We start from the raw sequence: 428 nt of genomic DNA, 5'->3' as shown, positions 1-428 counted from the left end.
CGCTGACCCGCCGCCTGCTGCCTTTTGCTGCGGCGATCAGTCTTGCCGTGATTGCCGCGCCGGCGCAGGCGCGCGGACCAGATGGCATCGCGGATGTTGCCGAAAAGGTGATTGACGCTGTCGTGAATATTTCCACGTCGCAGAACGTCGATTCCAAGACGTCGGATAGCGACAAGAGCGACGACAGCAAAGGCGGTCAGGATCGCGGCAGCAAGCGCGGCGCAAATCCACAGCTCCCCCCGGATTCGCCGTTCAGCGAATTCTTCGACGAGTTTTTCAAGAATCGGCGCGGCGGGCCGAACTCGAAGGGCAATTCGGCGCACAAGGTGAACTCGCTCGGGTCCGGCTTTATCATCGACGCCTCGGGCGTTATTGTGACGAACAATCACGTCATCGCGGATGCGGACGAGATCAACGTAATTCTCAAC

At 59.8% G+C, this 428-nt stretch carries 1 pseudogene; it reads left to right on the top strand.

The window, feature by feature from the left end:
• Nucleotides 1-428 (top strand): annotated as a pseudogene (locus D3I60_RS01395) (hypothetical protein); the annotation flags it as partial.

The sequence above is a fragment of the Brevibacterium permense genome (genome assembly GCF_025506275.1).
Lineage (GTDB): Bacteria > Actinomycetota > Actinomycetes > Actinomycetales > Brevibacteriaceae > Brevibacterium > Brevibacterium permense_A.
The sequence above is the reverse complement of the archived record's forward strand: the minus strand, read 5'-3'. Positions and strand labels throughout refer to the sequence as shown.